This is a genomic window from Plesiomonas sp. ZOR0011, from assembly GCF_000800945.1.
Lineage (GTDB): Bacteria > Pseudomonadota > Gammaproteobacteria > Enterobacterales > CAMTGL01 > Plesiomonas > Plesiomonas shigelloides.
This window is the reverse complement of record NZ_JRKB01000025.1, coordinates 59533-85011: the sequence shown is the minus strand read 5'-3', so window position 1 is coordinate 85011 and position 25479 is coordinate 59533. Positions and strand designations below refer to the sequence as shown.

The following is a 25479-nucleotide window of genomic DNA, read 5'->3' as shown; positions in this document are numbered from 1 at the left end:
CCCGCCAGAAGATGGCGGGCTTTTTTGTACATGTGTTTTTAGACCAATATTAATATACCGATACCGGTGCGTGGCGCATCAATGCGCCCCACTATTCCCGCCTGCGGCATTGAATGGCGGCTTGGCAAACCAGATCAGCACTAACAGACCGAGGAACATCACCCCACAGATCGTGAAGATGGTATTCGCCGACAGAATATAGCTTTGCTGGGTGATTTGCTGCGCGAGCATTCCCGCTGCTTGCTGACTGTTCATCCCCAACTGATGCATGCTGTCCAGCGCCTGCTGAGCGGCGGGGTTATACGGATTCACATGTTCGGTCAGGTAAGTCTGGTTCACCGCTTCCCCGTTATCCCACAAGGTGGTCGTTATCGAGGTGCCAATTGAGCCGGCCAAGGTACGCATAAAGTTCGACAAACTGGAGGCGTTGGCGAGCTGACTTGGCGGCAGACCCGACAAGGTAATGGTGGTCAGCGGCATAAAGAAGCAGGCGACCGCGATCCCTTGTACAAACTGCGGCCAGACAATCCACTCGAAGCTGATTTGTGGCGAGAACAGCGTGGCACGCCACAAGAAACAGCCGGCATAGACCAGAAAACTGATACTGACCAAAATCCGCATGTCTATCTTGTGCGCATAGCGACCGATGATCGGCGACAGTAGGAGTGGAATTAATCCCACCGGCGCTGAGGCCCAACCGGCCCACGAGGCGGTATAGCCCAAGTTAGTCTGCATCAGTAGCGGCAACAGCACGATCACACCAAAGTAGATCATGTAGCCCAAACTGGTACAGATCACCGCAATGCTGAAGTTACGATAACCAAACAGGGATAAATCAATCACCGGATTGTCATCGGTCAACTCCCAGACAATAAAGAACGCCAGCGACACCACCGCCAGTACCGCCAAGACCACGATTTCGTTGGAGTTAAACCAGCCGAGCTCGCGCCCTTGGTCCAGCATGATCTGCAAACTGCCGACCCCGAGCACCATTAAGCCCAGCCCGATGGTATCCATCGGCTTGTACTCTTTTTGTGTCTCGCGTCCTTCCAGTACCCGCGCCGTGAGCAGCACTACAAAAATCCCGACCGGTACGTTGATAAAGAAGATCCACGCCCAGTGGTAGTTATCACTGATGTAGCCGCCCAGCACCGGTCCGCAAATCGGCGCGACGATCACCGTCATCGACCATAGCGAGAGCGCAATGGCGCGCTTGGCCGGCGGGTAGTTGGCCAGTAGCAAACTTTGCGACAGTGGGATCATCGGCCCAGAGACCAGACCTTGCATCACGCGAAAGAAAATTAGCATTTCCAGCGATGAGGAGATCCCGCACAGCCAAGAAAACAGCGTGAACAGCACGGTCGACCACAAAAACAGCTTCACCTCGCCAAAGCGCTTGGCGAACCAGCCGGTCAGCGGTAACGAGATGGCGTTAGCCACCCCGAACGAGGTGATCACCCACGTCCCCTGCGTGGTGGACGCCCCCAGACTGCCCGAGATGGTCGGAATGGCCACGTTGGCAATCGAGGAGTCCAATACTTGCATAAAGGTGGCCATTGATAGGGCAAGGGTGGCCCAGATCAATGACTTCCCTTCTAACGGCGCATTCATATTCGCCGTCCTCAGCCCTGATTTTGCTGCAAGATAGCGGCAATACGCTGCTCAATCGGCGCCATATCCACGTGCAGTGCATCGGTAGACGAGTGCGCGTCTTGCTTGATGGAGGTCGCCAGCTCATTGCCATCGCGATCCAGCGTATTGACGGTTACAGTCATCGACAACCCAATTCGCAGTGGATGTTGATCCAGCTCTTTTGGCTCTAAGCGAATACGCACCGGCAGGCGTTGCACCACTTTGATCCAGTTACCGGTGGCATTTTGTGGCGGCAGCAGTGAGAACGCTGAACCGGTACCGGCGGACAACCCTTCCACGGTGCCGTGATACACCACATCATCACCGTAGAAATCAGACACCAGTGTCACCGGCTGACCGATGCGCATGTTCTGCAACTGGGTTTCTTTGAAGTTGGCATCCACCCAGACGCTGTGCAGCGGGATCACGGCCATCAGCGGTGTCCCCGGCGTGACATAGCTACCCAGTTGTACTGAGCGCTTGGCGACATAGCCGTTACTTGGGCTGACCAAGGTGGTGCGCTGCAAATTGATCCATGCTTGCTTGACCACTTGCATGGCGTGTTGCACGGCCGGTTGCTGAGCCAGTGGCGTATTGAGTACCAAGGCTTGGGTGGCCAGCAGTTGTTGCTGGGCGGCGCTTAATTCCGCTTGCGCTTGTTTCACGCTGTCTTGGGCATGTTGCAGCTCTTGTTGCGAGATAGCATCACTGCGGCCCAAGGCGCTAAAACGGGTCAAATCGGACATCGCTTGCGACAACGCCACTTGGCGCGCCTGCACATTGGCCTGTAACTGGCCGACATCCACCATCAGTTTGTGGGTGTTACGCACGGTTTCGGCCAGTTGGGTTTCGGCTTGCTCCAGCGCCAGTTGGCTGTCGGTCGCATCCAGTTTTACCAGTGGCTGACCGGCAATCACTTTGTCGGTGTTGTCGGCCATGATGGCGGTGACACTGCCGGTAACGCGCGGGTTAATTGGCACGATATCGCCGGTCACATAGGCATCATCGGTGTTTTGGTAGTGGCGCAGCTCCAGATACCAATACGCCCCATAGGCGACACCGGCGGCGAGAAATAGGGTGGTTAAGCCGAGCAGCGCTCGTTTACGAACCTGATTTTTTGCGCTTGGCGCGGTCATGAAAACTCTTCCTTTGCACGGTAATAGGGGATAGCGCTGAGTGGCAACATTCGCCACTCAGCATTGCTGCAGCAACTTGTGCAGCAGATATTCAAACTGTTGTTTTTCTTCGGTGGAAAACTGAGCCCACTGATTGCGCAGGCGCTGGCGTTGTTCCGGCAGCAAACTCTGCATAAAGGCCAGCCCCGTTTCATTTAAGGTTAGTTGAAAGCAGCGGCGGTCGCCGTCCAGCAATTCACGGCTGATCCAACCACGTGCCACCAGTTCATCGGCAATTCGTGTGGCACTGGTGCGTGAGGTATTCAGCAGGTCGCTAAGCTCAGAGGGCTGCAACGAGTAATGCTCGCTGGTGTACAGCAACACCAGCGCGGTAAACAGGGTGTCGTTCAACTGATAGCGTTTCAGGGCCTCATTGTGCCGGCATAAGAGTTGATTGGTGGTGTGTTGCAGCAAGCGGCTCAGCACGATTTCCTGACGCGCGTCAGATTCGTTTAGCTGGCGGGCACGCTCGAGCAGGGTTTCAATCGGAAGTTTGGGTTTCGGCATGATAGGCTGTTAATCTAACGCAAAGTAAATTAATCGGACAAAAGATACTTCTCGCAAAAATAGTAACGGCTGAAACTATCATTGGCAAACTGCCAGCGGGCCGTTTTCACGATAAATACGTAACAAATTGATAAAATATGTGGATGAGTACCCGGTCTGCACAGGGTCTCCTGCGCGGCATGGTAGGCTGACAACTGCCCTGCTGCCCGTCATTGGATTGTGATATGCAAAGTGAACATAAGCGAAATATTCCGGCGCTGACTTTGGCCGCCATTGGTGTGGTGTACGGTGATATCGGCACTAGCCCGTTATATACCTTGCGCGAGTGTATTCTGGCCGCCTCTTCGCTAGGGGTGACGCAAAGCGTCATTTTCGGTTTCCTGTCCACCCTGTTTTGGGTGTTGATGTTGGTCGTTTCTATCAAGTATGTCTGCTTTGTGATGCGGGCGGATAACGCCGGCGAAGGCGGGATCTTAACCTTGATGTCCTTGGCGGGACGGCGAACTCAGCCACATACCACCGCGATCTTGTTGGTGATTGGTCTCATTGGTGCCGGCTTTTTCTACGGCGATGGCATGATCACCCCCGCCATTTCCGTATTGTCCGCCATGGAAGGTCTGGAGCTGATCACGCCGGTGTTAGACCCGTATATTGTGCCATTGGCGATGGTAGTGTTGACTGGTTTGTTCGTGATCCAAAAGCACGGCACCGGGATGGTGGGCAAGCTGTTTGGGCCGGTGATGCTACTGTGGTTTGTGCTGCTGGCGGTGCTGGGTATTCACGGCATTATTCAGCATCCGGCGGTGTTGCAGGCGCTCGACCCGCGCTGGGCGATCGACTTTTTCTGGCAGCATAAGCTGATTGGTTTTCTGGCCTTGGGCTCGGTGGTGCTGGCGGTGACCGGTGCCGAGGCGTTGTATGCCGACATGGGCCACTTTGGTACTAAACCTATCCGCCTGGCGTGGTTCATTTTGGTGTTCCCCGCGCTGATCCTGAACTACTTTGGCCAAGGGGCGCTGCTGCTGAGTAATCCTGCTGCCGTGCGTAACCCGTTTTTCCTGTTAGCCCCTGATTGGGCGCTGTTACCGATGGTGATTTTAGCGACATTGGCTACCGTGATCGCCTCACAGGCGGTGATTTCGGGGGCCTTTTCCCTGACGCGCCAAGCGGTACGGCTGGGCTATCTGCCACCGATGACCATTTTGCACACCTCGGAAGAGGAAGCGGGGCAGATTTATGTGCCGTTGGTGAACTGGCTGCTGTTTATTGCGGTGGCGCTGGTGGTGGTGACCTTCAAACATTCCAGCAATCTGGCCTCGGCTTACGGCATTGTGGTGACCGGTACCATGGTGCTGACCTCGATTTTGCTGGCGGTGGTGGCGTGGCATAACTGGCGTTGGCCACTGCCGGTGGTGATCGTCATGCTGCTGGTGATGTTGAGTATCGATCTGCCACTGTTTGGCTCCAACCTGATGAAACTGGAGTCCGGTGGTTGGTTCCCAGTGCTGATTGGCTGCATCATGGTCGCGATCATGATGACGTGGAAGAGCGAGCGTTTTCACCTGGTGCGCCGGATGACCGAGAACAACGGCTCGCTGGAAACCATGATCAACGCACTGGAGAAAAATCCGCCAACCCGCGTACCGGGTACCGCGATTTTCTTGTCGCGCGCCCCGAATGCGGTGCCGTATGCCTTGCTGCATAACCTCAAACACAATAAGGTGCTGCATGAGCGGGTGGTGCTGATGACTATCCGCACTGAAGATGTGCCTTATGTGGCGGCCGATCAGCATATTGGTATCGAAGAGCTGTCACCGAGCTTTATCCGCGTGATTGCCACTTATGGCTTTAAAGAGACGCCAGATGTGGAAGAGGTGTTCCGCCGCTGCTGCATGAAAGGCATGATGTTTAGCTTGATGGATACCTCGTTCTTCTTATCGCGTGAAACCTTGGTGATGCGCCATCGCTCCTTGTGGGGACGGGTGCGCGGCCTGTTATTTATGTGGTTGAGTAAAAATGCGCTGCGCTCCACGGACTTTTTCCATATCCCGCCGAATCGGGTGGTGGAGTTGGGGGCGCAGGTCGAAATATAATACCGGTTCCAGCAGACAGGATCGGACGTGCGGTGAGGTGAGAGAAAGTGATTTGGTTGGCAGGCGATCCTCACGGCTCACTGGACTATTTGCTGCCGCTGCTGCATAGCGGGCGGCCAGATGCGCTGATTATTTTGGGCGATCTGGCTTTGCATTCGTCGGCCCAGCTGCAAGCATTGGAAGAGCTGACCCAAGTCTGGTTCATTCCCGGTAACCACGACAGCTTGTCGGTGGCGGCCTATGAAGCACTGTTCAGCGGCCCGTTTCGTGGCCGCAACTTGCATGGGCGCGTCACGGAAGTGGCTGGAGTGCGTGTGGCTGGATTAGGCGGGGTATTTCGCGGCCAGATCTGGATGCCACCGTATAAACCGATGTTCTTCGATCCGATCCACTACTGTCAGCATTTGGAACAAAGTCAGCTGTGGCACGGCGGTTTACCGCTGCGCCACCGTACCACCTTGTTTCCCTCCGATCTGGAAGGCTTAAGTCAACAACAAGCCGATATTCTGGTGACGCACGAAGCGCCGCAGCCCCATGCTCGTGGCTTTGCGGTGCTCAATGATGTGGCCCGTGCGCTCGGGGTGCGCTGCCTGTTCCATGGTCATCATCATGTCAATCGTCACTATGGTGATTGTGGTGGCTTTCAGGCGATTGGCGTTGGTTATCGCGCGGTGTGCGATCTGCAGGGCAACTGGATTTGTCCGGGCGAGGAAGTGGCTCCGCACCATCAAGGTGGCCGTGGCCACTATTCCTCTTATCACCAAGGCAATGGCGGCTCACGCCAGCGTTAAACGCCAACATTTTTCCTCGCAGTGCTGGGTGGCTCGCGGTACTCGGGCAGAACGTTGGTGGTTTTCGGGCGTGGGAATGTCTTTTTTGTGTCTACGCTCACAGTGTTTTATGTTGCCGACAGACTGTTATTTCCTATCCCTGTCGGCTTAACCGATCCAGCCTAAAATTTTTTCCAATTTCCCTGTTCTAACGCAGTTTTTTGCGCTGCTGCAGTTGTCGTTTTGCGCCGATATGCTTTAATTAGCGCATATCGAAACGTTTCGATGCCTATTTTTCTGAATCAGCCACGAGAGAAGGCCATGAAAAAAAGTCTGCTGCTGAATGCCGAGTTATCTCACCTGATCGCCTGTTTAGGGCATACCGATGCGGTGACAGTTGCCGATGCTGGCCTGCCGATCCCCGCGGAAACCGCACGTATTGATCTGGCGCTGACCCACGGGGTGCCGTCATTTATGCAGGTGGTGCAGAGCATCACTGCGGAGATGCAGGTGGAAGCGGTACTGATGGCTGAAGAGTTTGCCACGGTGAGTCCTGAGCTGCACCGCGCGGTACTGGCGCATCTGGAGTTGCTGGCCGCGGAGCAAGGGCGCGAGATTTTTATCGAGTACGTGCCGCATGACACCTTCAAGGTGCGTACCCGCAGCAGCCGCGCGGTGGTGCGTAGTGGTGAATGCACTCCGTACGCTAACCTGATTTTCTACTCCGGCGTGGTGTTTTAAGGAGCCCGTTATGGCGGATATGCCTTTGCTGCAATTAAGCGGTATCGACAAAGCCTTCCCCGGCGTGAAAGCCCTGTCGGGCGCCAGCCTGACGGTGTATCCCGGCCGCGTGATGGCGCTGATGGGCGAAAACGGCGCGGGCAAGTCGACCCTGATGAAGGTGCTGACCGGCATTTACAGCAAAGATGCCGGTACGCTGCATTACTTAGGGCAACCGGCCAGTTTCAATGGCCCGAAAGCGTCGCAAGAGGCGGGGATCAGTATCATCCATCAGGAGTTGAACCTGATCCCACAGCTGACGATTGCCGAAAATATCTTCCTCGGTCGTGAGTTTCTCGGCCGTTTTGGCCGTATCGATTGGCCACGCATGTACCAAGAAGCTGACCGCCTGTTGGCGCGCCTCAATGTGCGGCATAACAGCCGCACCTTGTTAGGTGAGCTGTCGATTGGCGAGCAGCAGATGGTGGAAATTGCCAAAGCGATCAGCTTCGAGTCGCGCGTCATCATCATGGATGAACCGACCGATGCCCTGACTGATACCGAAACCGAGGCGCTGTTTGCGGTGATCCGCGAGCTGAAAGCCGAGGGGCGCGGCATCGTCTACATCTCGCACCGCTTAAAAGAGATTTTCGAGATTTGCGATGATGTGACCGTACTGCGTGATGGCCAATTTATCGGTGAATGCCCGGTGGCGGCGCTGGATGAAGAGCGCCTGATTGAAATGATGGTCGGTCGTCGTCTTGATGAACAATATCCCCGCCTGAATCAGCCGCGCGGCGCACTGCGCCTCGAGGTTAACAATCTGTGTGGCGAGGCGGTGCATGATGTCAGCTTCCAGCTGCATCAGGGCGAAATCTTAGGTATTTCGGGCTTGATGGGCGCGGGGCGTACTGAGCTGATGAAAGTGCTGTACGGTGCGCTGGCGCGCCATAGCGGTCAGGTGCGATTAGATGGCCAGACGCTGGATATCCGCTCGCCGCAAGATGGCTTGCAGCACGGCATTGTCTACATCTCTGAAGATCGTAAAGGCGATGGCTTAGTGCTCGGCATGTCGGTGCAAGAGAATATGACCCTGACGGCGCTGCCGTATTTCAGTGGCTTTAGCCCGCTAGCTCCGCTGCATCAAGCAGAAGAAAAGCAAGCCGTGGGGGATTTTATTCGCCTGTTCAACATCAAAACCCCGCACATGACGCAACCGATTGGCCTGTTATCCGGCGGTAATCAGCAGAAAGTGGCGATTGCGCGCGGGCTGATGACGCGGCCTAAAGTGCTGATCCTCGATGAGCCGACCCGCGGGGTTGACGTTGGCGCCAAGAAAGAGATTTACCAGTTGATCAACCAGTTCAAACAAGAGGGGCTGAGCATCATTTTAGTCTCCTCGGAAATGCCGGAAGTGCTCGGTATGAGCGATCGGGTACTGGTGATGCACGAAGGCCGCATCAGCGGTGAATTTGCAATTGAAAATGCAACCCAAGAAGCACTGATGGCCGCCGCCGTCGGTAAACCCACAGGACAAGCAGCATGAGTGTGCAGACCATGAAAGGCCAGACATCCTCTTCCCGTTACTTCAGTAAAGCATGGCTTCTGGAGCAAAAATCCCTGATTGCACTGCTGGTGCTGATTGCCGTGGTGTCATTCTTAAACCCTAACTTTTTCATGCTGGATAACCTGCTGAATATCCTGCGCCAGACCTCGGTCAACGCCATTATTGCGGTGGGGATGACCTTGGTTATCCTGACCGCTGGCATTGATTTGTCGGTCGGCTCAGTGTTGGCGCTGTGTGGCGCGGTAGCGGCCACCATGGTCGGGCTGGAGTTACCGGTGTATGTGGTTATTCCGGCGGCGCTGGCCCTCGGCGCTGCGCTGGGTGGCATCAGCGGCGTGATCATTGCCAAAGGTAAGGTGCAGGCCTTTATCGCTACCTTGGTCACCATGACACTGCTGCGCGGGGCGACCTTGGTGTACACCGATGGCCGTCCGGTCAGCACCGGTTTTTCCGATGCTGCCGACAGCTTTGCGTGGCTGGGTACCGGTTATCTGTTTGGTATCCCTGTGCCTATCTGGCTGATGGCTCTGGTGTTCATTGCTGCGTGGTACATGCTGAACCACACCCGTATGGGCCGCTATATCTATGCGCTGGGAGGGAATGAAGCCGCCACCCGTCTGTCCGGTATCAATGTTGATCGGGTCAAGATTGCCGTGTACGCCCTGTGTGGTTTGCTGGCGGCACTGGCCGGTCTGATTGTCACCTCGCGTCTGTCATCGGCACAGCCAACCGCCGGTACTGGCTATGAGCTGGATGCGATTGCCGCGGTGGTGCTGGGCGGAACCAGTTTGGCCGGTGGTAAGGGGCGCATCATGGGGACCTTAATTGGTGCGCTGATCATTGGCTTTTTGAACAACGCCCTGAACTTGTTGGACGTGTCGTCTTACTACCAGATGATTGCCAAAGCGGTCGTGATCCTGCTGGCGGTGCTGGTGGATAACAAAAGCGGTAAATAAACCTCTGAACCCATAACAACACCCATAATGACAAGGATAAATCGGATGAACATCAAAAAACTGGCTACTGTGGTTTCTGCAGCTCTGCTGAGCGCGTCTCTGACCGGTAACGCACTGGCGAAAGACACGCTGGCGATGGTGGTTTCCACCCTGAACAACCCGTTCTTCGTCACCATGAAAGAAGGGGCTGAGAAAAAAGCCAATGAGCTGGGCTATAACCTGATTGTGCTCGACTCGCAAAATGACCCGGCCAAAGAGCTGGCGAACGTGGAAGACCTGACCGTGCGTGGCGTGAAGGTGCTGCTGATCAACCCAACGGACTCAGCCGCCGTAGCCAACGCGGTAGCGATGGCCAATCGCAGTAACCTGCCGGTGATCACCCTCGACCGCGGCGCGGAAAAAGGCAAAGTGGTCAGCCACATCGCGTCTGATAACGTCGCGGGTGGCAAGATGGCCGGTGATTTCATCGCCGAGAAGCTGGGCAAGCAGGCCAAAGTGATTGAATTAGAAGGGATCGCCGGTACCTCGGCGGCCCGTGAGCGTGGCGCGGGCTTTAAGCAAGCCATCGAAGCCCATCAGCTGCAACTGCTGGCGGCACAACCGGCTGATTTTGACCGCACGAAAGGTCTGAACGTCATGGAAAACCTGTTGGCCGCGCAGCCTCAGGTACAAGCGGTGTTTGCCCAAAACGATGAAATGGCGCTTGGCGCCCTGCGTGCGCTGCAAGCTGCCGGCAAAGAAAACGTGCTGGTGGTGGGTTTTGATGGCACCGAAGACGGGATCAAAGCGGTACAGCGTGGTAAGTTAGCCGCCACTATTGCCCAGCAGCCGGATCAAATCGGCAGCATCGGCGTAGAAACAGCCGATAAAGTGCTCAAAGGCCAACCGGTCGAAGCCAATATCCCTGTTCCGCTGAAAGTGGTAACCAAATAAGTTAGGCGACCGGCAGCCCAGGCTGCCGGTCTGTTTTCCCAGCAATGCCATCGCCATGCGGCGGCCACCCAACGGGGGGCCTCGCTGTGCCGCGGGGCGAGAAACCGCTGCGCCCGTGTACAACGCGCTGCGCGCAGGTGAAAGGAGACTGTATGCACACCGGTAAACTTGTGGTGTTGGGTAGCGTGAACGCTGATCACATCCTGTCTGTTAATCACTTCCCGCGTCCGGGTGAGACCCTCACCGGCCATGCCTATCAAGTGGTGTTCGGCGGTAAAGGCGCCAATCAGGCGGTGGCGGCCGGTCGTTTGGGCGCTAACGTCAGCTTCATTGCCTGTGTTGGCGAAGATGATATCGGTGCCCGCATGCGCGAACAGTTTGTGCGTGATGGGGTGGATGTCCAAGGCGTGATGCGCGTGCCGGGTATGAATACCGGTGTGGCGATGATTTTTGTGTCCGCCCACGGCGAGAACAGCATTGGCATCGCTGCCGAAGCCAACGCTGCGTTGACTCCTGATCGCTTACAGCCTCATCTGGAGCTGATCCGGGATGCTGATGCGTTGCTGATGCAGTTGGAAACTCCATTGGATACCATCATGGCGGCAGCCAGCGCCGCGCGCGCCGCGGGCACCACCGTGATTTTAAACCCTGCGCCGGCCCATGCGCTGCCAGATAGCCTGCTGGCACAGGTGGATATCATTACCCCGAACGAAACCGAAGCCGAATGCTTGACCGGCATCAAGATTGATTCGGATGCCGATGCGGCCCGCGCTGCCGCCATGCTGCACGGCAAAGGGATCCGTACCGTGCTGATCACCTTGGGCGCGCGAGGGGTGTGGTTTAGCGAGCAAGATAATGCGGGCGTGCTGATCCCCGGATTCCGCGTGCAGGCGCTGGATACCACCGCCGCTGGCGATACCTTCAATGCCGCGTTTGTGACTGCCATGCTGGAGCAAAAACCGTTGGCCGCCGCGATCCGTTTTGCCCATGCGGCCGCCGCGCTGTCGGTGACCCGTTTTGGCGCCCAGCCTTCGATCCCGTGGCGCAATGAGACCGATTACTTCTTGCAACAGCAACCGACTACGGCGCTGTAATTATGGCGACCATGAAGGATGTTGCCCGTCTGGCGGGCGTTTCAACCTCCACCGTCTCGCATGTGATTAATAACAGTCGCTTTGTGAGTGATGAGATCCGTGCGCGGATCATGGCGGCGGTGGAAACGTTGAATTATTCCCCGTCGGCACTGGCGCGCAGCCTGAAGGTCAATCAAACCCGCACCATCGGGATGCTGGTGACCACCAGTAATAACCCGTTTTTTGCCGAAGTAGTCCGTGGCGTTGAGCAGACTTGCTACGAGCGCGGCTACAATCTGGTGTTGTGCAATACCGCCGGCGATCCAAAGCGGATGAGCCACAGTCTGGATATGCTGCTGCAAAAGCGGGTCGATGGCTTGTTGATGATGTGCAGCGAATCGCGGGTGGATGTCTCGGATGTGTTTCGTCGCCATCCGGCCATTCCAATGGTGGTGATGGATTGGGGCCCGCTCGGTATCGCCGCCGACTTGATTCAGGATAACTCCGAATACGGTGGCTATCTGGCCACCCGCTATCTACTCGCGCAGGGCCATCGCCGGATTGGCATTATCACCGGGCCTTTGGATAAGCAGCCGTCACAAGGGCGCTTACAGGGCTATCGCCGTGCGCTGCAAGAGGCCGGCGTTACCGAATCGGCGCAGTATTTGGCCGAGGGCGATTTCGATTTCGATGGCGGCATCAAGGGCATGCGGCAGTTGCTGGCCTGTGAGCCACGTCCGACCGCGGTGTTTGCCGGTAACGATGTGATGGCGGTGGGCGCTTATCAGGTGCTGCATCAGGCGGGACTGCGTATTCCGCAGGACATGTCGGTACTCGGTTACGATGATATTGAGCTGGCTCGTTATTTGGCGCCAGCGCTGTCGACCATCCATCAACCGAAAGAAGATTTGGGGCAATTGGCGGTCGATACCTTGCTGGCGCGCATTGATGATCGCAGTAAACCGGCGGACATCTTGTTGCTGGAGCCAAGCTTGGTGATCCGCGAGTCGGTAGCCGCGCTCAGCGAATAACCGCATGGCGCTTCCGCTGCGTTAAACCACCGTGATTTACCGCAAGAAGGCCATCCCAAAGGATGGCCTTCTTGTTTTTTCGCGTCTGGCGCTCGTCGCTAAATCAATGCATTAGTCAAAATCAGCGTATGGCACCAGCGGCTCCGGTGGCAATAACAGATCGCCACTCCAACCATCAAAGCTGTACCGCAGATAGACCAGCGCATGGTTTGGCGTGTAGGTATCGGATTTTTCCAGATCAAACGCCGCACCGACAAACCAGTTGGGGGTCAGGCGATGCTCCACCAGCATGCGGGCGCGATAGCCAAAGCCCGGCTCGCCACCAGGGCCGTAAATGGGATTGATAAACGTGTCGCCACTGCGATTGACCGCCTCTTGCTGTAAATCAGGGCGGGTCGGGTAGTAAGGCCCACCGTCGGATTTCGGCCATGAGTAGCCGACCGAGGCTTCCATATGCAATGACCAATCTTGCCAGCGCTGGCTATAACTGACCGGCAGCGACAGTGACACATAACGCTGCGGACTGTAGTAACCGCCTTGGCCGAAGGTATAGCCGCTCAAGTCTTTGTCGAACGTCCAGTACATGGCATTGGTGCCGACCCGCAGTCGCCGATGCGGCTCATCAATCACACGATGATAGACGCCGCCCATTACGCGCAGCCGCGTGTTGTCCTCGACATTCTTGCCGGTCAGTTGATGATATTGCAGGCTGCTCCACGCGCCATAGGCCCCGCCTTGGTCGGCGCTCAAGCCCAGTTTGACCCCGGTTGCGCGCACGCCGCCCCAGACCTCGCCTGTATTTGGATCGACCGTGCCGGCATAGGCTAACAGCGAGTTACTCAGTGGACGACGTGACAGGACGGCGGACCAGCCCAACTTGCCCAAATCGCCTTCGGTACGGATGCCACCGACCCAGTCCGTGACCTCAAAGCCCAGCGGGGTTACCCCCAGATCGCCTTCCCAGCGCTCTCCGCGCCAGCCGACCGCTAATGCAGTGCCATTGGCAGTCTGTTGTTCAGATCCATATTGGCAATTTGGTGCGCACAGCAAGGCGCTGCCAAAATCGGAGGCATCGCGCAGATTGCTTAAATTAATCCGTCCGGCATCCATATGCACTTGATCGACGCGGAAAAACAGGCGGCCGTCTTGCAGCGGAATAGCGGTTTCCAGCATTACGTTGCCGGCGGTCAGATCGGAGGTACCGGCGGTGCCGTTACTGCCCCAGCGATCGTATTCCAGCGTGACAGTGGGGTCTTGTTGGCGATAGAGGCTTTCGGCATCGCTGCGGATACTGCGTTGCAGCCAATCATCCTTGGCATTGACGCGCGTTTGTTGGGTGTACGCCACATCATCCTGCCCGTCACCCAGCTTGGCGAGCTGCATGGCGCGGCGGTAATCTTGTTTGGCTTGCTGCGGATTGCCGGTTTGCCGCTCTAAACGGGCGGCATCGCGGAATAGGCGGGGATCGCTGGCCTGCGCGGTCAGCAGTGGTCGCAGTTGCGTTTTGGCTTTTTCTGGCTCGCCCAGCTCAGCCCATAATACCGCGCGGCGGCGTTGTAACTCTGGGGTTTGGGCAGTACCTAGCACCGGATCGGCTTCAAGCTGGGTCAGGGCGGTTCGCGCTTGGGCTGTTTTCCCTTGAGCAAGATCCAGCTCAATCAGGCTCAGGCGCGCATCGGCATTTTGCGGCTCCAGTAGCAGCGCCTGCGCATAATAGCGGCGCGCGCTGTCCCATTGACCGGCTTGCTGCGCCCAATCGCCCAGCGTCAGTGGGATTGCGGCCTGAGTTGGATAGGTTTTTTGCTGCATCTGTAGATAGGCAATCGCAGTTTTGTCTTGGCCGCGGTTTTTCATCGCCCGTGCATTATCCATCACCGCACCGAACTCCAGTCGCGCCGCCAGCTCTTGCATGCGGTTATCCCACTGTTTTTCTGGGATGCTACGCAGCTGACGCACTGCCGCTTGCTCTTGGCCTTGGCCGGCTAAAAACAGGCTATATGCGTAGATGAGATCCGGGTTGCGTGGCGTGCGTTTCAGCAAGGGGGCAAAGGTTGTCTCCGGTTGAGGCTGTCCGAGTTGGGCGCGTAATTTGGCTAAGCGGTAAGTGAGCCAAATATCATCTGGGCGGATTTTCTGTGCCCGCGCCAGTTTGCTCTCGGCTTGTGCCAGCTGATTTTGTCCCGATAAGGTTTCGGCTTCTTGTTGCAGCGTTTCTGCCTGCTGTTGCAGTTTTTCGGCCTCTTTTTGCAACCGGTCGGCTTCAATTTGCTGCAAATCACTGGCAAACAGCTTGCGCTGCGCCGGTGAGAGGCCCGCGATCAAGGCTTTAGCTTGCTGTGGATTTTTCTCCAGCTGCAGATTGATGCGCTTACGTAAAGCGCTGTCATTATCTGGGAAGCGGCGCTGAATCTCTTGGTAGGCGCGATCGGCCTCAGTAATTTGTCCGCGTTTGGCGGCCAGATCGGCCAAGCCAAGGCTAGCATACGGGTCATTCGGCTCAATCGGCAGTGCTGCTCGATAGGCTTGTTCGGCTTGTGCCCATTGACCTTTTTCCAGCGCCTGATCGCCGGTTTGGATCAGTCCCCAATAACGGGCGGTATTGATCAGCGCGGTCCATTTGGCCGCATCGTCGGCGGAGGGGTCATTTTTCTGCGCTTGTTCAAACAAGGCTAACGCCTCGTTATGCCGGCTTTGACGCAGACGTAATCGACCCAACTCGCCCAGTAATTCCGGATCATTCGGGTAGCCTTGCAGCGCGCGGCGCAGCTCTTGCTCTATTTGCGCATAATCTTGGCTGTTGGCCGCCATCTTTTGGTTGGCGCGCTGTTTGGCTTGAAAGGCGGGGTTACTGAGCGTAGCTTGCAAGGTTTGGTAAGCGCTGTGCGCTTCGGCGCTGGCATTCGGGTAGAGCTGTAAATAGCGCTGCCACAAGGCGGCGGTTTGGTTGCTCACCGGCAGGCGCTGCAGTTGATCGTACCAAAGTTGGCCTGCATTGTTACGCTCTTGTGCGTCATTACTGAGGCGCGTGAGCAGCGCAAAACCGGCTTCGGAGTCGGCTTGCTCGCTAAACAGCTGGCGAGCATAAGCCAGAGCCAGTTGGCCGTTGTCTGGATTTTGGCGGCTGAGCTTGGCAATCGCTTGGCGCGCTTGTGCTTGGCTGTCGGGAAGCTGGCTTTTGACTTGCCAGTATTCGAGCGCCAATTGCGGGGTGGGGAATGCGCCGCCGAGTAGCTTATCGTACAGTTCGATGGCTTGCTGATAACGACCGGCACGGGCAAACAAGCGCGCCTGTTGTAACTGTGCTTTGCCTTGCGGCTGCACCAGCGCATAGGCACGTTGCGATTGTTGATAGGCCTCGGATTGTGGCGCCAGTGCGCGTAAACGCTCTAACGTTGCGGCGGCTTGCTCCGTTTGGTTTTGGCGCAGTTCAAAGCGCAGCTGCGCGGCTAAGACCTCGGGATTATTAGGCGCAATTTTGCGCAGTCGTTCGAGAGAGTCTTGAACCAGATCGTCGCGGTTAGTCGCTTCTCCCAAGGCTACCTGACTGAGCAGCCACTGGGTCGGCGAGGCAGCTTGCTGCGCTGCCAGTGCCGGTGGGCTGGTCAGTAGCGCTGGCGTCAACGAGACGGCCAGCAGGGAGTAAAGCAGCGGTTTTATTCCTGACATGAAGAACTACCTTGTAAAATCAATTCTCCTTGCGGGGAGAAACGATAACGTCCGTCCAGCCATCCCTGTCCGAACAGTGTTAAGACCGTATTGTAATAGGCATCCGCAGCGGGAGGCTGTTGCTCCACCCGCTGAAGCTGGCGCTGTAAAGCGCTTGGATCCGATTGCCGACTCAGCAGGGGCAGCAATGCCGCGGAAAAGCCGACCGGACCGTCACCATTAACCTGTAAGGTGCGGGTATTGATGCTTTCTGGCGGCAAGGGATGCTGCTGCAGATAGTCCGCCATCGGGGCAAAGTGCTGTTGTAAGGCCTGCGACTGCGGGTTTTGTGGGTCGAGCATCCCCACCCACAGATAGACCCGAATGGCATCATAGCTGCCAGTCCAGCCACTGCCGCTTTTCTCTTGCCAGGCACCGGCGGCGGTCCAATTAATCCAGTTGGGGGCAAAGCCGCGCGGCGCACTTTCTTGCAGTAAACGCTGGGTGGCGGCACGCATTGCTGGCCACACTTGATGTGGATACTGCGCGGCTAAACGGTCGATGACAAAGGGGGGCAGATAGCTGGGGTTCAGCGTCCAGCTGTCATCGTGCTGAAAACCATGGGCGCCCGGTAGCAGCATCGGGCCCAGCTGGGGCAACGTCGCCACTTCGTGGCGGATAATCTGCTGCAACAGCAGGGCGCTGCGGCTTTGGTAGTCGCGAATTTTCCACAGCCGTCCGGCTTCGCTTAAGGTATACGCAATCCACAGATCCGAGTCCGCCGCCGAGTTGCTGTCCAGCACCTCGCCTTGGCCGGTTTTGTTTAAGCCCCATAACCATGCCGGTAGATGGGTGGCCAGATCGCCGTGCGCCAGATGGGTTTCGGTCCAGCGCAACAGACGGCGAAAGGTGGGCTGATCGCCCGCCACCAAGGCAAAGAACAGCGCGTACGATTGCCCTTCGGAGGTGGTGATCAGGCGCGGGTCACTGCGATCAATGACCCGCCCTTGCGGGTCAATGAAGTTGCGCTTGAACGCTTCCCATGCCGGCCATGTGCAGCTGGCACGGACGCTTGTACTGCTGAGCAGTAACATCAGCAGCAGTGCCGCAGTGCGTCGGTATCTCATGGCCGTGCCTGCTCCTTATTTGTGCTGGTCATCCAAACGACGACGGGTCACCCAGCGCATGGTATTCCACAGGGCGATACTCACCAGCACCACCGCGACGGCCGCGATCAGCGCCAGTAACAGCGGGTAGGAGGAGAGGTGATACCACACCAGCATCCACCAAGGCAGTTGACCGACGTAGTACAACTCGCCAACCCGCTCGCTGTTAATTTGCCCATCTCGGAAGACCACCACCGAGCCGCTCATGGCACTGACTTTACCCGAATCATTCAGCCCTTGCGTGATCAGCGCCAGATTTTCGCTGTTGGACGCCAGCATCGCCACCACGCTGCGCTGGGTGCCAAACGGCGACTCAAAACCGATCATCGCCGCGATATTACCTTCTGAGCGAGTATCCACTCGGCTGGCCGCCTTCACATTCGGGTTCGGCTCTTTGGCTGGCGTGGGGTTGATTTCTCGTACCTGACGCAGCGGTTGGTTAAGCCAAGCGCGGGTTTGTTCAATCAGACCACTGTGATCTTTTTGCAGTAATGGATCGCCGGACGCCAACTGACCAATCAGCAAGAGATCTTTATTGGCTTCTTTGGCTTGCTGCCAGTCATCGGTGATGCTGACTTGCACCGCCGGATAACCGGTCGAGGCGCCCATCTTACCCATCACACTGAGCAGTAATCCCAGTTCGGATGGGGTGGGTTGGGCTGGCATCAACACCAGCGTCTGTGACAAGTCGGCCAAGCGCGTAAACGGATAACCCACATTGGCAAAGGCACGCAAATCCGGCATGGCGATATAGTGGTGATAGCCACTGAAATCGATGGTGGAGCTTGGCTCAATCGCCGCATGCACATTGGGCGTGATGTTAGTGACGCACATGCCCTGTGGGCCGCCATTGGTGTAGGAGCCAAAGGCAAAATCAAAGCGCAGTTGGTTACGTGAACCAATTTTCAGGGCGGGGATCAGCACATCGCTATCACGGCTGAACATATCCGTCAGAATAGGCAAGCGCAGGCGCTCGGAGCTGCCGCCTTGGCCAGAGTCACGCAGTAAAAACGCCTGCACGAACTGATCATTGATGCTGACGTTTAGCCGTGAGCTATCCATGGTGACCGGTGGCGTGTAGCGGTATTGCAAGTTAAGCGGAATACCGGGGCTGCGCCACGTAAACAGATCTGGCGGCACATTCATGGTCAGGGTGATGGGGTTCGGCGTCAGACCGGAGACCTGCAACTGCTGCGGGTAATCCATCAGTTCACTAAAGGGAATGGGGCGGTCGGTACGCACCCAGTTCGGGGCATCATACGGCTGGCGTGGCAGCAGGGTTTTCACCTCCGTGATGGTGGTGGACTGACCCCGCAGTAAGGTAGTGCCAAGAGAAATGCCTTGTGCGGCAGTAAGCAGATCGGCGTCATCACGACCGAGTACCAGCAGCAGCTTGATATACGGTTTTTGTGGATGGCTGATGATTTCCACGGTCGGCGCCTCAACTGGCGGGTAATCGCGCAGGAAATCCGGACGCTGATTGTTGGTGGCAAACACAATCGCATTTTGCTCTGGCAACTGATTCAGGCTGACGGGGAAGGTCTGTCCGCGCCATTTAGACTGTGCGCCAAACCACGAGGCCAAGGCGGACGCCGCTTGTTGGGAGACAGTGGACGGCATACTGGCAAACACAAACGGTAATTGCAGCGGGTTGACATCGCGGGCATCAAAAAACGGCTCAGGGAACAGTGATAAATCATTGCTCAGTGCCACAGTTTGCACGTTCAGATCCAAGCGGCTTTTCCGGCTCAAATCCGCCCACAGCACATTGTTGAGTGGGTCTTCGCACGGCGCATTGTAATGGCCGATCAGCTCAAAACGAACGGTGTTGAAATCTTTGATAAAGCGTGGATTGAGGCTGACCACATGGTCCACTTCTTTACCCATCTGCTCTTGCTGAATGGGGATCACCTGCATCAGCTCATCGTTCATGTACACCTTAATCTGCGACATGATCGGTAACATGGCCGGTGACGGGGTAAAAATCAGATGCAACTTGGCATCCGTCACTATCTGATCGCTACGCACGCCAAAATCCATTTGAATGGTTTTAAGCGCATTACGCAGTTCAAGGATCCCGCTTGGCAACAGCTGATTAAAGCTCAGGCTCAGGTTTGTTACCGGCGCCTGCTCGCTATTTTCGCTGCTGTTTGGGCTATTAGCGTTGGCCGCACTTGGCGTGGCCGTGGTGGCCAGCGGGGTGCCGGAAGTCGATACGGCCGGCGCCGGCGTATCACCAATGTATTCTTGCGCTGCGCACAGCTCAGGGAGCCCCCCGATCATAGCGAGCGCCAGCAACAGGGTATTACGTGAGAGTGCCATCATAATTCAGCTTCTTGCTTAGAGTTAACGGGATCCGCAACCAGTGTCATTGCCGGCGTTCTGGGTATAAATGAGCTAAACCATTCCGTCAGCCATACCGTCAGACGGATCAGCCAAGCGATCGCCCGTGGTGCTTGCTTGGCCATTTGTTTGTACCCGCGCAGCCCTACCGCGAAAATATCTTGGATACTGCGCATCGGTTGATCTTGCTGATAGCTCTCTTGCCACATCGCCCAAGTATCGGCACGGGCAAAGGTGCACTGCACAAAATTAATGTGTGACTGCAAATCCATGTGTTCGAGCTGGATCCCGACAAAGTTATTGCGCTGGTTACACACCTTGGCGCGGAACATAAATTCTTGCGTACCGCGTTTGAGCATCAAGGTCATCGGCTCATTGCTATCAAAGGCTTGTGGGTGATCCAATTCCAACCCCACCCCGCCATCAGAGTAATCCACCATCATGCAAGGGAAGGCGTGCCCGGTTTTGCGATACAGCACTGCCGGCAAGCGGATCTGCACGCGGTGCGTTTTCCGTACCTGTTTCACCTCGGAGGCCACCGCCACAGCGCCGCCCAGCAACAGCAGGTTATACAAGGTCCACAGCAAACTGATCACCACGGTTATCGCTTCATCGGCGGGGCCCCAAATCAGGCGATAGCCAGCAAACAGCACGCCGAGGAAATTCAGCATCGCGAGCACTAAAAATGGCTTGGAGATATCCCAATCAAAATATTGCTCGTCGATCAGACCGCCTTTAGCGGTGACGTTAAAGGAGCCTTTGCGGGGGTTGAACAGCGCCACTGTAGTTGGGCGAGCGATATACCACGACAGCACGGTTTCGTAGATCTCACTCCAAAACGAGTAGCGGTATTTTCCTTGGATCCGTGAGTTGGTCATGCTGGCGTGCGTCATGTGTGGGATCACGTACAGCATGATCATCACTGCCGGGGCATAGATGATGTAAGAGTGGAAAATCAAAAACGCCAACGGGGCAGTCAGGTACACCAACCGCGGGACTCCGGACAAAAAGTGCAGCATGGCGTTGGTGTAGCATAAGCGCTGCGCCCAAGATAATCCTTTGCCAAACAATGGGTTATCGAGGCGAAAGATCTGCACCATACCGCGCGCCCAGCGGATCCGTTGGCCGACGTGCGCCGATAAACTTTCGGTCGCCAGCCCTGCTGCTTGGGGAATGCGAATGTAGGCCGAGCGATAACCGTGGCGATGCAACCGCAAAGAGGTGTGCGCATCTTCGGTCACGGTTTCGACAGCAAAGCCGCCAATCTCCTCCAACGCGGTGCGACGCAGCACGGCGCAGGAGCCACAGAAGAAGGTCGCATCCCAAGTGTCATTACCGTCTTGCACCAAGCCGTAGAACAGGGTGTTCTCGTTCGGGGTTTTGCGGAAGTTGCCCAAGTTACGCTCAAACGGATCGGGCGAGAAAAAGTGATGCGGGGTTTGCATCATCGCCATGTGCGGGTCTTTGACGAACCAGCCTAGCGTCATCTGCAAGAATGAACGGGTCGGGATGTGGTCGCAGTCAAACACGGTGACGAACTCGCCATGGGTTTTCTTCAGCGCCGCATTCAGGTTACCGGCTTTGGCGTGGAAATTGTTATCCCGGATCAGGTAGTGGACGCCCACTTCTCTGGCAAAGTCAGCCAGATAGCTACGCCGGCCATCATCCAGAATATAGATGTTGAGCTTCTCTTGCGGCCAATCCAGACCCAGTGCGGCGTAGACCGTCGGGCGGATCACCGACAAATCTTCGTTATAGGTGGGGATATAGATATCCACGCTCGGCCACAGCTTCGTATCAGATGGCAGCGGATAGGGGCTGCGGTGCAGTGGCCAGATAGTCTGGAAATAGCCCAGCATCAGCACCAGCCAAGAGTAGGTTTCGGCTGCCAGCAGGCCAAGACCGAAGCTTAAATCCAGTGGGCTGTCCCAGTTCAAGGTTTGGGTATAGCGCCACCACAGGTAGCGACAGGAGATCACCACCGACAGCACAATCATCATCATGCTGGGAAAGCGCCCCGGGACATTGCGGATCAGCAGAGCCAGCACCCACAAAATCACCACAAAGGTCAGCTGAGCCAGCATGCCGAACGGCTCGGTGATACACAAAATAGCCAAGACCAGCGCCAGCGCTAAGATGCCCCACTGCCAGAGTGCGGCCAATTTACTGCGCGCTTGGTGCCAAGGACCGGTTTGCGTCATCGGCTGCACCCACGGGTGGGTGTGAAATGGAAAGGTATTTAGCGCGTGGTACAGACGCTGACGGCCACGGCGTAGCAGGGCAAACAGGCGCGCTGATGCTGCGCTCAGGCGCAGAGTGGCTGCAGGGCGTGCACTACGCGCACCGCGCAGCAGTAACCACAGGGTTTGCAGTAGCAGGCGTAACGGATCGGCAAAGCGGTAGCTGCGTTGCAGTTGCGGATACAGTTGCCGCCGATTTTGTCGCAGCCAGCACCAGGCAGGGGCTTCTAAGCGCAGCACACACCACAGCAGTAACCACCCGGCGGTGATCAGCAGCGCGGGGATTGCCCGCCAATGGCGGTGGGTGCGCTGATAATAGTCACGAATAGCGGCCGCAGGGCCGGGTTGCAGGAGCAGATGGCCACTCATGATCCCTGCTCCACTCTTTTTTTGCACCAAGTCGCTAGCGACAGAAAATCCTTAGCGGCCAGCGATTGCGGAGCAAAGTCGGTTATCAGCTGTTTGGTGGCTAGCGCTTCGCGGATCGCTTCATCTTGGTGGATCGCGCCCGGTACCAGCTTATTGCCTAAGGTGGTCTGCCACAGTTGCCAGATATCGCGCGACAGCTGGGGATAGGTATGGTGACGATTGACGAGCCAATAGTGATGATCCAGCGCCGCGGCGTCAGGCGTCATCTGCTGTTGCGTAAGCATCTCGGCTGGATGGGCGGTGCTATACATCAGTGCATGGCAGGCGGGATCGGCTTCGGTGACATGTAGCCATAAATCGGCGATGTCGTGCGCTTGCTGGGCAAAGGTGAGCGGATAGCGTGGAATATCGAGAATGATCCAAGTGCGCCGATCCAGCGCCAGACCGCTTATCGCCTGTTGTAGCCAAGTGGAGGGCAGCGTATCTAATGCTGCAAAGTTTGTGGGCCGACCAAATGGCAGTAGCAACAGATTCGGGTAGCCGGTGGCAAACGCCGCCTGATACCAAGGACGTTGCTCGGTGATAGCTTGCGCCCAGCCGGTACTGATATGAAAACCTAATCCGACATGCTGACCCAGCAGATTATGCGGGCTTAAATCCCACAGTAATACCGGATAGTCCATTGCTTGCAGGGTGGCAGCCAGCCCTGCGGCGACGGTAGTTGTCCCGCATCCTCCACGGATCCCCTGAATAGCAATGACTGGCATGATTAACCGTTCCTTTTGCTAATAATGAATACTAAAATATCGTTAATTAATTATTAATTGGCATGCTTGCCATATTTATCACTTTAATACATCGCCAATAGTGTGTTTTTATCGTTTGACGGTGTTTGGGTTCTAATGCCAAGACATCTGACCTAGCCATTTGTCTTAATTTTAAGCCGCTGCAGTATGTTCCGTATCCGGCTCTTGTGGCGGAACTAAACTTTGTGCCAACAGTGGCCAACGTGAAGTAATACCCTGTATTGCTTCTTGATCTTTGATTTCGAGGTACTGTAACTGACTGATATGATAACAACTCAGCAGATTGGTTACGTCCTCTCCGATGGTACTGTTTGCTGAATTCTGCTTCATCACTCATTTTCCTCAAACGCTGCCGGCAACAGTACAATCACATGAAATACCGGATGGGCGTGAAAAACGGATGGTTAACATCAACGAATAACCGTGAGTGGATTACGATTAAAGAATTAAGTCACACCCCTTCTCTTAATACTGTAGACAGAGATAACAAATACGCGATAAGGAAATCAGACTTTATAGCAGATTACCGTTATGTTCCTGTGGTTACTGTTATGTTTATCATCATACAGGAAAAAGAAAGATCACGTCTTCCGGACGTTATGTCCTATTATTATAGCACAGCCTAAACGCCATCATTGAGGGGCTAATAGAATGAGGAATAAGTTTCAGTTAGCCATTGACGCTTTGCCCGTTCATTTTACTCGGTTACGCGAGGGTGGCATTTATTGGCTGACGGTGGATGATGAAGCGGTCGCCGATCTGTTGCTGGTTTCCTTTATTCAAGGGTTGTTACCAGATAGCCGTTATTTTCTCACCTCTTCACTGCCGATGACGGAGGCCTTACAGAGTGCGTTGCACCACCCGCAGGTGCGGGGTGAGCTGTTTGCGTTGACCCAAGATCCACAAGGTGAGTGGCTACGTCGTTTACCGGCTGAGATGGAGTGGTTTGGTATCAGTAAAGCGGCGGACTTGCTGGTGGTACGTTACCGCTGTGATGGCTTGGAAAAAGACCCAGACGCGCAAACGGACCAGTTACTGCGCTTGGATCGTGCGCTGCAACAGTTTACGCATTGGGCCGAGCAGCAGGAACTGGCGGTATTGGTGATCGGCTCTGGTGCTCACAGCAGTCAGCAGCGCCAGTGGCTCAACCGAGGCAATAACTGGCTCAGTGGCTGTGTGCACTTGAGTCGTCAAGGCGAGCTGGTGGATTACGATCTGGCATATTGGCGCAACGAGATGGGCGTTACGTCCGGTATGCGTTTGATGCTATTGCAGCAGGATACGCAGTTGGTGCTGCATACCGAGCGCGGCAGCCTGAGCAGTGCCTCTTTGGCCGATGATGATGTGGTGTTGGCGATGCAAGAGGTGTTAGCCAATACCATCGCGCCATCAGCACATTGGACGCTGTTTCCCGACCGGCCACGTTTGCTGGAGGCGGCGCTACAGGCAGTAAAAGCCACGGTGATTTTTGCGATCACGGAAAGCAGTCAAACCGAAGCACTGGCCCGAGATATTTACCAGTTACGCTCTGAGCGCGGCGCGCGCTTGAAGATTGTGGTGCGTGAAGCGGCTAACTGCTTGCGTAATTTGGATGATCGGCTGTTTTTGAGTGCCGGGGCCAATATGGTGATGCCGTTTGCTTGTCATGTTTCACGTTTCATCGGTTTGCTGCAGATGGTGCAAGGGCAAGTTTATCCGCACATGATCCGGCCAGAGATTGATAGCTTGCTGGCGGCATCGCAGCCACAACGACTGAAAGGATACCTGCCTGCGGCCGAATTTATTCGGCTACTGCAAGATGAAATGCGCCGTAGTTTGACCAGTGAAACGCGCGGGCTGATGTTAATTCTGACACCGGCCATGAGCCTGAGCATGACCGATGCCTTAGCCCAGTGTGAAATGCGCCGACAAGGCGATGTGTTGACCGTCGCTGATAATCATATCTATGTCTTTTTCTTTGCCTGTCGGCCCAATGATGCTGAGCGGGCGTTGCAAAATGCCTTTTATCTGCCGGTGAATACGTTATTTACCGAGTCGCAAGTGTTGTCGGTGCGCGAAGAGATCCAAGAGGCGCTGGCTCGTTTGCAACAATTGCCGGAGCAGCCCGATTTTACTGCCGAGCTGACCGCGCGGGCGGGTGTGCGCGATCCGCAATTACAATCCAGTAAGGTAGAGATGACCGCGCTGGAGCGCAATCATGCTGCCGTGAAGCCCATAACCTTACCGATTAAGGCCATATAATGGATTTAGTGTCGTTCAGTCAGGTCACTTTGATCACGGCAATTATTGCCGGTCTGCTGGGGTTTTATCTGCGCCCGATTTGGCAAGTTGCCCAGCGGGTATTGCGCCATATGGTGCGGCGACCTCGTTATAACAAGCGCCTGATGACGTTACGACCGTCTAGTTCACGTACTCCGACAGATCAGTAACCTGTCGGGGCAACTAAGGCTCAC

Annotated in this window: 19 protein-coding genes; 10 read left to right on the top strand and 9 right to left on the bottom strand. The window is 56.0% G+C overall.

Going from position 1 to position 25479, the window contains the following annotated elements; genetic code table 11:
* Positions 1 to 78: 78 nt before the first annotated feature.
* Genes L975_RS04295 through L975_RS04285 form a run of 3 tightly spaced genes read right to left on the bottom strand, consistent with a single transcriptional unit; the run spans position 79 to position 3314 of the window.
* Positions 79 to 1611 carry a DHA2 family efflux MFS transporter permease subunit gene (locus L975_RS04295; protein WP_039046377.1) on the bottom strand — a complete coding sequence of 511 codons (1533 nt, stop codon included), beginning with the start codon at positions 1609 to 1611 and terminating at the stop codon, positions 79 to 81.
* An 11-nt stretch (positions 1612 to 1622) separates the two neighbouring features.
* Entirely contained in the window at positions 1623 to 2768 is a 1146-nt protein-coding gene (locus L975_RS04290; RefSeq protein ID WP_047707396.1) for an EmrA/EmrK family multidrug efflux transporter periplasmic adaptor subunit, read from the bottom strand.
* 57 nt (positions 2769 to 2825) lie between these two features.
* Positions 2826 to 3314 (bottom strand): MarR family transcriptional regulator, encoded by a 489-nt coding sequence (locus L975_RS04285; RefSeq protein ID WP_039046378.1) that lies wholly within the window; start codon positions 3312 to 3314, stop codon positions 2826 to 2828.
* A gap of 224 nt (positions 3315 to 3538) precedes the next feature.
* Between L975_RS04285 and kup the strand changes: the two genes are divergently transcribed.
* The 8 genes from kup (at position 3539) to rbsR (ending at position 12457) form a co-directional block, all read left to right on the top strand.
* The gene (gene kup / locus L975_RS04280; RefSeq protein ID WP_010862949.1) at positions 3539 to 5407 is read left to right on the top strand and encodes a low affinity potassium transporter Kup; all 1869 of its coding nucleotides are present in this window, start codon (positions 3539 to 3541) and stop codon (positions 5405 to 5407) included.
* Positions 5408 to 5454: 47 nt separating this feature from the next.
* A complete protein-coding gene (locus L975_RS04275) occupies positions 5455 to 6198 on the top strand; it encodes a metallophosphoesterase (RefSeq protein WP_010862948.1) in 744 nt (247 codons plus the stop codon).
* 300 nt (positions 6199 to 6498) lie between these two features.
* Positions 6499 to 6918, top strand: coding sequence for a D-ribose pyranase (rbsD, locus tag L975_RS04270; protein WP_010862947.1), 420 nt, complete (start codon positions 6499 to 6501; stop codon positions 6916 to 6918).
* 19 nt (positions 6919 to 6937) lie between these two features.
* The gene (gene rbsA, locus L975_RS04265; RefSeq protein ID WP_036769320.1) at positions 6938 to 8443 is read left to right on the top strand and encodes a ribose ABC transporter ATP-binding protein RbsA; all 1506 of its coding nucleotides are present in this window, start codon (positions 6938 to 6940) and stop codon (positions 8441 to 8443) included.
* The gene (rbsC, locus tag L975_RS04260) at positions 8440 to 9420 is read left to right on the top strand and encodes a ribose ABC transporter permease (protein WP_010862945.1); all 981 of its coding nucleotides are present in this window, start codon (positions 8440 to 8442) and stop codon (positions 9418 to 9420) included. The genes rbsA and rbsC overlap by 4 nt, the downstream gene beginning before the upstream one ends.
* Positions 9421 to 9465: 45 nt before the next feature.
* Positions 9466 to 10353, top strand: a complete 888-nt coding sequence (gene rbsB / locus L975_RS04255; RefSeq protein ID WP_010862944.1) for a ribose ABC transporter substrate-binding protein RbsB — start codon at positions 9466 to 9468, stop codon at positions 10351 to 10353.
* 152 nt (positions 10354 to 10505) lie between these two features.
* Entirely contained in the window at positions 10506 to 11447 is a 942-nt protein-coding gene (gene rbsK, locus L975_RS04250; RefSeq protein ID WP_047707393.1) for a ribokinase, read from the top strand.
* Positions 11448 to 11449: 2 nt separating this feature from the next.
* Positions 11450 to 12457 carry a ribose operon transcriptional repressor RbsR gene (rbsR, locus tag L975_RS04245; RefSeq protein WP_039046381.1) on the top strand — a complete coding sequence of 336 codons (1008 nt, stop codon included), beginning with the start codon at positions 11450 to 11452 and terminating at the stop codon, positions 12455 to 12457.
* Between the two features lie 111 nt (positions 12458 to 12568).
* On the opposite strand, the gene bcsC is transcribed toward rbsR, so the two are convergent.
* The 6 genes from bcsC to L975_RS04215 form a co-directional block, all read right to left on the bottom strand.
* Positions 12569 to 16123: a cellulose synthase complex outer membrane protein BcsC gene (bcsC, locus tag L975_RS04240; RefSeq protein ID WP_047707390.1), complete on the bottom strand. Its 3555-nt coding sequence runs from the start codon at positions 16121 to 16123 to the stop codon at positions 12569 to 12571.
* Entirely contained in the window at positions 16111 to 17229 is a 1119-nt protein-coding gene (gene bcsZ, locus L975_RS04235; protein ID WP_047707388.1) for a cellulose synthase complex periplasmic endoglucanase BcsZ, read from the bottom strand. The genes bcsC and bcsZ overlap by 13 nt, the downstream gene beginning before the upstream one ends.
* Positions 17230 to 17244: 15 nt before the next feature.
* Entirely contained in the window at positions 17245 to 19593 is a 2349-nt protein-coding gene (bcsB, locus tag L975_RS04230; RefSeq protein WP_230400778.1) for a cellulose biosynthesis cyclic di-GMP-binding regulatory protein BcsB, read from the bottom strand.
* Complete coding sequence (bcsA, locus tag L975_RS04225) at positions 19590 to 22220, bottom strand: UDP-forming cellulose synthase catalytic subunit (protein ID WP_047707386.1); 2631 nt, start codon at positions 22218 to 22220, stop codon at positions 19590 to 19592. Before bcsA ends, bcsB begins: the two co-directional genes overlap by 4 nt.
* Entirely contained in the window at positions 22217 to 22987 is a 771-nt protein-coding gene (bcsQ, locus tag L975_RS17175; protein ID WP_052181263.1) for a cellulose biosynthesis protein BcsQ, read from the bottom strand. The genes bcsA and bcsQ overlap by 4 nt, the downstream gene beginning before the upstream one ends.
* A gap of 171 nt (positions 22988 to 23158) precedes the next feature.
* Complete coding sequence (locus L975_RS04215; protein WP_039046386.1) at positions 23159 to 23356, bottom strand: BcsR/BcsP family cellulose biosynthesis protein; 198 nt, start codon at positions 23354 to 23356, stop codon at positions 23159 to 23161.
* 321 nt (positions 23357 to 23677) lie between these two features.
* Here L975_RS04215 and bcsE point away from each other — a divergent pair, with 321 nt between their 5' ends.
* Both bcsE and bcsF read left to right on the top strand, forming a co-directional pair.
* Positions 23678 to 25267, top strand: coding sequence for a cellulose biosynthesis protein BcsE (bcsE, locus tag L975_RS04210; RefSeq protein ID WP_047707384.1), 1590 nt, complete (start codon positions 23678 to 23680; stop codon positions 25265 to 25267).
* On the top strand, positions 25267 to 25455 hold the full coding sequence (gene bcsF / locus L975_RS04205; protein ID WP_010862934.1) for a cellulose biosynthesis protein BcsF: 189 nt from the start codon (positions 25267 to 25269) through the stop codon (positions 25453 to 25455). The genes bcsE and bcsF overlap by 1 nt, the downstream gene beginning before the upstream one ends.
* Positions 25456 to 25479: the final 24 nt, after the last annotated feature.